Origin of the sequence: Bacillus sp. CGMCC 1.16541 (assembly GCF_003184905.1) — a bacterium.
GTDB lineage: Bacteria > Bacillota > Bacilli > Bacillales > Bacillaceae_H > Priestia.
In genome coordinates, this window is the sequence record NZ_QFRU01000014.1 from 93,414 (window position 1) to 100,518 (window position 7,105).

Annotated in this window: 5 protein-coding genes and 10 tRNA genes; 1 reads left to right on the top strand and 14 read right to left on the bottom strand. The window is 38.5% G+C overall.

Annotation, left to right across the window (positions count from 1 at the left end; genetic code table 11):
- Positions 1-56 precede the first annotated feature (56 nt).
- From DIS06_RS14120 to queG, 4 genes are all read right to left on the bottom strand, one after another.
- A complete protein-coding gene (locus DIS06_RS14120; RefSeq protein ID WP_110113895.1) occupies positions 57-1,952 on the bottom strand; it encodes a PrkA family serine protein kinase in 1,896 nt (631 codons plus the stop codon).
- A 501-nt stretch (positions 1,953-2,453) separates the two neighbouring features.
- Entirely contained in the window at positions 2,454-2,936 is a 483-nt protein-coding gene (gene trmL / locus DIS06_RS14125; protein WP_110113896.1) for a tRNA (uridine(34)/cytosine(34)/5-carboxymethylaminomethyluridine(34)-2'-O)-methyltransferase TrmL, read from the bottom strand.
- 64 nt (positions 2,937-3,000) lie between these two features.
- Complete coding sequence (locus DIS06_RS14130; protein ID WP_110113897.1) at positions 3,001-3,885, bottom strand: amidase domain-containing protein; 885 nt, start codon at positions 3,883-3,885, stop codon at positions 3,001-3,003.
- A gap of 69 nt (positions 3,886-3,954) precedes the next feature.
- Entirely contained in the window at positions 3,955-5,088 is a 1,134-nt protein-coding gene (gene queG, locus DIS06_RS14135) for a tRNA epoxyqueuosine(34) reductase QueG (RefSeq protein WP_110113898.1), read from the bottom strand.
- A gap of 123 nt (positions 5,089-5,211) precedes the next feature.
- Between queG and DIS06_RS14140 the strand changes: the two genes are divergently transcribed.
- Positions 5,212-5,880 (top strand): B3/B4 domain-containing protein, encoded by a 669-nt coding sequence (locus tag DIS06_RS14140; RefSeq protein WP_110113899.1) that lies wholly within the window; start codon positions 5,212-5,214, stop codon positions 5,878-5,880.
- A gap of 144 nt (positions 5,881-6,024) precedes the next feature.
- Here the strand turns inward: DIS06_RS14140 and DIS06_RS14145 are convergent.
- The 10 genes from DIS06_RS14145 to DIS06_RS14190 form a co-directional block, all read right to left on the bottom strand.
- Positions 6,025-6,098: transfer RNA gene (locus DIS06_RS14145), tRNA-Gly, on the bottom strand.
- 70 nt (positions 6,099-6,168) lie between these two features.
- Positions 6,169-6,249, bottom strand: a tRNA-Leu gene (locus DIS06_RS14150).
- Between the two features lie 29 nt (positions 6,250-6,278).
- Positions 6,279-6,367, bottom strand: a tRNA-Leu gene (locus DIS06_RS14155).
- Between the two features lie 11 nt (positions 6,368-6,378).
- A tRNA-Cys gene (locus tag DIS06_RS14160) sits at positions 6,379-6,452 on the bottom strand.
- Positions 6,453-6,465: 13 nt separating this feature from the next.
- Positions 6,466-6,540: transfer RNA gene (locus DIS06_RS14165), tRNA-Gly, on the bottom strand.
- Positions 6,541-6,600: 60 nt separating this feature from the next.
- Positions 6,601-6,674: transfer RNA gene (locus DIS06_RS14170), tRNA-Cys, on the bottom strand.
- 13 nt (positions 6,675-6,687) lie between these two features.
- Positions 6,688-6,762 (bottom strand) — tRNA-Gly (locus DIS06_RS14175).
- A 4-nt stretch (positions 6,763-6,766) separates the two neighbouring features.
- Positions 6,767-6,841: transfer RNA gene (locus DIS06_RS14180), tRNA-Gln, on the bottom strand.
- A gap of 32 nt (positions 6,842-6,873) precedes the next feature.
- Positions 6,874-6,949, bottom strand: a tRNA-His gene (locus tag DIS06_RS14185).
- 20 nt (positions 6,950-6,969) lie between these two features.
- Positions 6,970-7,043, bottom strand: a tRNA-Trp gene (locus DIS06_RS14190).
- Positions 7,044-7,105: the final 62 nt, after the last annotated feature.

Below are 7,105 nucleotides of genomic sequence, written 5' to 3' on the forward strand. Positions count from 1 at the left end.
TAAACCTTTTTTTACAACATAAAAAAGCCCGATGTAAGCCACCGGGCAATGATGTGTTATCGATTAAGCAAACTACCTACATAGCGCAACAACTCGTTGGCTGACACAGAGTTATAGCCATGTTCATCAATCAATCGTGCCACGACCTCATTTACTTTTTTCAACTGCTGCTCATCTGGCGTTTTTGTTGATGTTGTAATTTTCACCACATCTTTTAAATCGGCAAATAATTTCTTTTGAATCGCTTCACGTAAGCGTTCATGAGATTTGTAGTCAAATCGCTTTCCTTTGCGTGCATAAGCAGAGATACGAATCAAAATTTCTTCACGGAATGCTTTCTTCGCATTTTCAGAAATCCCAATTTGTTCTTCAATGGAACGCATAAGTTTTTCATCTGGATTCATTTCTTCACCTGTTAGTGGATCGCGCAGCTTGTTTTTATTGCAATAAGCTTCGACATTATCTAAATAATTATCCATTAACGTTTTAGCCGACTCTTCATACGAATACACAAAGGCTTTTTGTACCTCTTTCTTCGCAATGTCATCATATTCTTTACGTGCTAGTGAAATATAGTTTAAGTAACGCTCACGATCTTCGTTTGAAATGGATGGATGTTGATCTAACCCTTCTTTTAGTGAGCGTAACACATCTAATGCGTTAATCGATGACACATTTTTACGAATAATCGTTGAAGAAATACGGTTAATCACATAACGTGGATCAATACCGCTCATTCCCTCATCTGAATGTTCCTTTTTTAGCTCTTGAATGTCAGCCTCATTAAATCCTTCAACCGACTGCCCATCGTAAAGACGCATTTTCTTTACAAGATCGATATCGCCTTTTTTCGGCTCTTTTAAACGAGTTAATATCGTAAAGATGGAAGCCACTTTAAACGTATGTGGTGCAATGTGCACATTTGATACATCACTTTCACGAATCATTTTCTCATAAATTTTCTCTTCTTCACTCGCTTTTAAGTTATATGGAACTGGCATCACAATGATACGAGAATGTAAGGCTTCATTCTTTTTGTTTGAAATAAATGAGCGATACTCCGTTTCATTCGTATGAGCCACAATCAATTCATCCGCACTAATGAGCGCAAAACGACCAGCTTTGAAATTTCCTTCTTGAGTCAGAGATAATAGATGCCATAAGAATTTTTCATCGCACTTTAACATCTCTTGGAACTCCATCATCCCTCGGTTTGCTTTGTTAAGTTCTCCATCGAATCGATATGCACGTGGATCTGATTCTGATCCATATTCAGCAATTGTAGAAAAATCAATACTTCCCGTTAAATCGGCAATATCTTGAGATTTTGGATCTGACGGACTAAACGTTCCAATCCCTGTACGTTTGTCTTCTGAGAAGAAAATTCGTTCTACCTGGACATCTTCAATTCTCCCACCATATTCTTCCTCTAATCTCATGACATTTAATGGTGATAAATTTCCTTCGATGCGTATTCCATACTCTTGGTAAAAGTCGTCACGAAGGTGATGTGGAATTAAATGAAGAGGATCTTCATGCATTGGGCAACCTTTAATCGCGAACACCGCTCCTCTGTCTGAATGGGAATATGCTTCAAGACCTCTTTTTAACATGGTTACTAATGTTGACTTACCACCACTAACTGGACCCATTAGTAATAAAATACGTTTTCGTACATCTAATCGTTTGGCTGCTGGGTGAAAATATTCCTCTACTAACCTCTCTAACGATTCCTCAAGTCCAAATAATTGTCCACTAAAGAATTGATATTGCTTTTTTCCATTAATTTCTTCAATTCCTGAATCTTTGATCATGTTGTACACTCTTGAATGTGCAGATTGAGCAACATATGGCTTCTCTTTTAAAACCTCTAAATAATCTGCGAAGGTACCTTCCCACTTTAGACGCTGTTCATCTTCACGGTACTTTTCAATCTTTTTTAATATATCCATTAAAGGACCTCCCCCTACTGATCAGGCTAGTGAACAAGATTAATACAATTTATGCACACACATCGTTGAACATGCTTTTTAAATCTTGAATTATCAAAACTAGATCGTCAGGAAATCCTTTTATCAAGGTACCAACACAACGGATAGCAACTTTCATAGGATAGAAAGATTTTTTATGTACTGCTTAAATGAATGGTCTTAACTATTCTAGAAGGACATAATCCTTTTTGATACATATATTTGTAAAATTTTGTCCATACTTTTCATTCACAGACGTTTTATCTTCCGCTATAATAAAAAGAGGACAGGTTAGATTAAAAGTTGACAACAAAGGAGGATGAACGATGAGAACACTTCTAGTTATTGGTGTGTGCCTCACTTTCTTATCTGCAATTTTTACAGCAGGGTATAACGAAAAACCAGGTGCAAAGCGTAAATAAGAGCTTTACATACGAACATAAAAATGAAAGCCCTTCACAAATGTGAGGGGCTTTCTGCTTATTAAGATAAACCAGGGTAATTTTGTTGACGCAATGCTTCATAGATAAGAATGGCAGCCGTATTCGATAAGTTTAATGAACGAACGTTTTCAGTCATAGGTAAACGTAAGCAACGTTCCATGTTTTCTTCAATGATGTGCTTCGGTAAACCATTTGTTTCACGACCAAATACAAAGAAATGATCGTCTTCTAATGAACTGTAATCAAACGTTGTATGCGGCTTTTGACCAAACTTTGTAATAAAGTAAAAAGCAGCTTCTGGATACTTTTCAAAAATTTCTTCTAACGAATCATGATAAACAACATTTACGTATTGCCAGTAATCTAAGCCAGCACGCTTTAACATCTTATCATCAGTTGAAAATCCTAATGGACGAACTAAATGTAATGTTGTATTTGTTGCTGCACATGTTCTTGCAACGTTTCCAGTATTCGCTGGAATTTCTGGTTGATATAAAACGACGTGTAGTCCCACAATAGTCACCTCTAAAAAAAAATCTATCCATCATTATACCACTATCTTGCTAAAACCAAAATAATATTTGAACTTATCGGTCAACAATATGAAAAAATGCATATTTAATATTTGGTGTATAAGCTGTTGAATCCTCGTAAGCCCAATATCGCATTCGACTGTTATATGTGTTGGCATTGACTAATGGCATGGCATTTGCATCTTTTGCTACAACGATTGTCGTATGATTCCATCTACCATCTCCTTCAAAATCGTAGCAAATGATATCACCTGGAACTAATTCGTTGGCAGCATGTTTTTCCTGTGCCCGTAAACCCACAGTTGATCCTTTTAAAAACCAATACATCGAGTTAGCAACAGCCCAACTATAACTCCACACTTTATTATTTGTCCACCAACCTTTTGCGCGATTCAACTGTCCTCTCATTGGCGCTCCACCAGCGTGCAGGCATTGTGATACATAGTTCGTACAGTTCACTTCAAATGTTTTATATTTCGGATTATACTCATTCCACCACTTTTCTGCATATTGAACCGCAGCAAGGCGATTATAAGAGAAAGAGCGCTCTTCTCCTTGTACGTCTATAGACAAATTAGATCTTGAAGCTGTGTCATCTTTTGGTATAATCCACTCATCTTTTAAAAGTGTATCTTTATAAAAAAGCGCTTTTCGTTTTTCAATTTCTTCTTCTATATAAAATAACTCTCCCTGTTTGATGAGAGACTCAATATGAAGCGAGTAATCTAAAGTGGTCTCTTCCCCATCAACATGCGCCTGTTCAATCCACCCTTTAGCTGTACACTTAACAATTTCAGCTTGGCGCTTTTGTAATAATTTTTCTTTCATTTCACATTGCTTTTCAATAAAAGTTGAAAAGTCACTTCTAACATCTTGATTTACATAACCATCAGCTCTTGCTTTCATTAACGTTTGAAGAACATATTTTTTTGTAAGCAAACGTCTCACCACCTTTTGCGTCCTTTACTTATACGCTATGATAAAACGTTTGTCTTTTAATACAAAAAGTTAGTTTTGCAACATTTCAATTCCTTTATTCATTTCTTGTTTCACATCTTCATCGGATTCTTTTTCTCGTAACCTTTTTAATTCTTCTAATACACTTGCGTCTCCAATTTTACCAAGAGCCCATGCTGCTGTTCCTCTCATAACAGGACGAACATCCTCTTTCACTACTTTTAGTAAATCTGTAACCGCTGTTTTATCCTTAAAGTGAGCAAGTGCAATAATGGCATTACGTTGAATAGGCTTCTTTCCTCTCCAAGAACCTGATACGTGTCCAAACTTTTCTTTAAACTCACGATTACTAATCTGTAAAAGTGGTTTTAGTTTTGGTTTTGCAATCTCCGGATCTGGGTTCATTTCTGGATGTAGATGAAAGTCTTTTCCTTTATTCTCTGGGCATACGGTCTGACACGTATCACAACCATATAAACGATTACCAAGCTTATCTCGAAACTCGTCGGCTAAAAAGCTTTTCGTTTGTGTTAAAAAGGCAATACATCGCTGAGAATCTAATTGTCCTCCTGTAACTAACGCACCTGTTGGACATACTTCTACACACTTGTTACAAGAGCCACAACGATCTTCCATTGGTGTATCAGAAGGTAATGCGATGTTTGTTATGATTTCACCTAAATAAACATACGAGCCAAATTCAGGTGTGATAATGGAACAGTTTTTTGCACTCCATCCGATACCAGCTCTTTGGGCTACTGCTCTATCAGATAGCTCTCCCGTATCTACCATGGACTTAACTGTTGCACCAGGTACTATATTTAAAATGAATGCCTCTAGCTTTTCTAGTCGATCTCGTAACACTGTATGATAGTCTTGGCCCCATGACGCCCGACAAAAGATCCCTCGTCGATCTTCTCTTGTACTTTTTGGGGCATCTTTCATTTTAGAAGGATAAGCTAGCGCAATAGATATAATTGTTGATGCTTTAGGTAATAATAGTTCAGGATTTGTTCTCTTCTCAATATCAGATTCTTCAAATCCTGATTGGTAACCCAATTCTTGCTGCGTAAGTAATCGGCCTTTTAGTTCCTCGAATACCGAAGCACTTGCAAATCCAATTTTATCAATACCAATTGACTGACTGTATTCAATAATTTGTTCTTTTAGTTCTTGAGAATTCATTTTATTGACCTCCTTTCTGCTAAAATGTAATCTACTAATGAAGCGCATCTTAAAAACTAGTTTAGTCTATTATGTTTATAATAATCATAACTAAAGACAATAAACGAAGGGAATGAACAACAAGTGGAAATTCATTTGTCACAGGAAATTAAAGACCTCTACCCTAATTTTAAATTAGGTGTCATTCAATATAAACACATTGAAGTTGGTGTGTCACCGCAGATGTTACAGGGGAGACTCCGTTTGTTTCAAGAATCAATCTATTTTGACTTACAAAACCTTTCAATTAATGAAGTAGAAGGGATTAAAGAATGGCGGTCAATCTTCAAACAGTTTGGAACAGACCCAAGCAAATACCGCCCTTCTATCGAGGCTTTGTATCGTCGTATTCAAAAGCAAACCTACCTACCTTCTATTAATTCTGGTGTAGATGTAAACAACTTCTTTTCTCTACAATATCAAGTTCCCATCGGTATTTACGATATGGACAAGCTAGATGGTTCAGTCATTATCTCAATTGGCCATGAAGAAGATAGCTATACAGGATTAAATAATAGAGCAATTTCATTAGTAAATAAATTGGTTTCAAAAGATTCAAAAGGTGCTTTTGGAAGCCCTTATGTTGATTCTAACCGTGCGCCTATCACTGAGCAAACAACAAATGCACTCCAATTAATTTATTTGAGACCTTCTTTACATGGATCGAATGCACTTGAATTAACAAAATCGTTAAAAGAGATGTTTATCCAAATTCATGGTGGAGAAGCGACTTATTCAGTTATATCAGAATAGTTCATTTCAATGGGAGTAAGGATGAGGTGAATGGAACATTTTACTCTTTTTAGCTCACCCTCTCCTAAAGAAAAGTGTTCATACATAATAAAAAACGCAATACCTCATTTTCAAACGAGATACTGCGTTGTGATTACTTATGTATGGAGCGGGTGATGGGAATCGAACCCACGACATCAGCTTGGAAGGCTGAGGTTTTACCATTAAACTACACCCGCAAATATTATCGAATTTTGTCGAAGTATGGCTAAAATAAAAACAGGTATGATCCTGTTAAGTTTGACTCAATACCGGTGGTCGGGGTCGAACCGACACTCCATAGGAACACGATTTTGAGTCGTGCGCGTCTGCCAATTCCGCCACACCGGCAAAATAAGAAACAATCAATTAATTAAAAATGGTGCCGAGGGCCGGACTTGAACCGGCACGATAGTCACCTACCGCAGGATTTTAAGTCCTGTGTGTCTGCCAATTCCACCACCCCGGCAGCATGATTAATGGAGGCGGCAACCGGATTCGAACCGGTGGTAAAGGTTTTGCAGACCTCTGCCTTACCACTTGGCTATGCCGCCAAACGAAAAAAATTGGAGCGGAAGACGGGATTCGAACCCGCGACCCCCACCTTGGCAAGGTGGTGTTCTACCACTGAACTACTTCCGCAATATGGCTGGGCTAGCTGGATTCGAACCAACGCATGACGGAGTCAAAGTCCGTTGCTAATGGAGGCGGCAACCGGATTCGAACCGGTGGTAAAGGTTTTGCAGACCTCTGCCTTACCACTTGGCTATGCCGCCAAACGAAAAAAATTGGAGCGGAAGACGGGATTCGAACCCGCGACCCCCACCTTGGCAAGGTGGTGTTCTACCACTGAACTACTTCCGCAATATGGCTGGGCTAGCTGGATTCGAACCAACGCATGACGGAGTCAAAGTCCGTTGCCTTACCGCTTGGCTATAGCCCAATTTTATATGTTTTATAGTATATTATAGCTTATGGGGCGACTGATGGGAATCGAACCCACGAGTGCCAGAGCCACAATCTGGTGCGTTAACCACTTCGCCACAGCCGCCATAATAGATAAGTTATAATTGGCAGGGGCAGTAGGAATCGAACCCACACTGGCGGTTTTGGAGACCGCAGTTCTACCTTTAAACTATGCCCCTATATGAAAATGGTGGAGGGGGACGGATTCGAACCGCCGAACCCTGAGGGAGCGGATTTACAG

Excerpts from the sequence above, each read along its gene's own strand:
- DIS06_RS14120 (WP_110113895.1), bottom strand. The coding sequence starts at position 1,952 with ATGGATATATTAAAAAAGATTGAAAAGTACCGTGAAGATGAACAGCGT.
- queG (WP_110113898.1), bottom strand. The coding sequence starts at position 5,088 with ATGAATTCTCAAGAACTAAAAGAACAAATTATTGAATACAGTCAGTCA.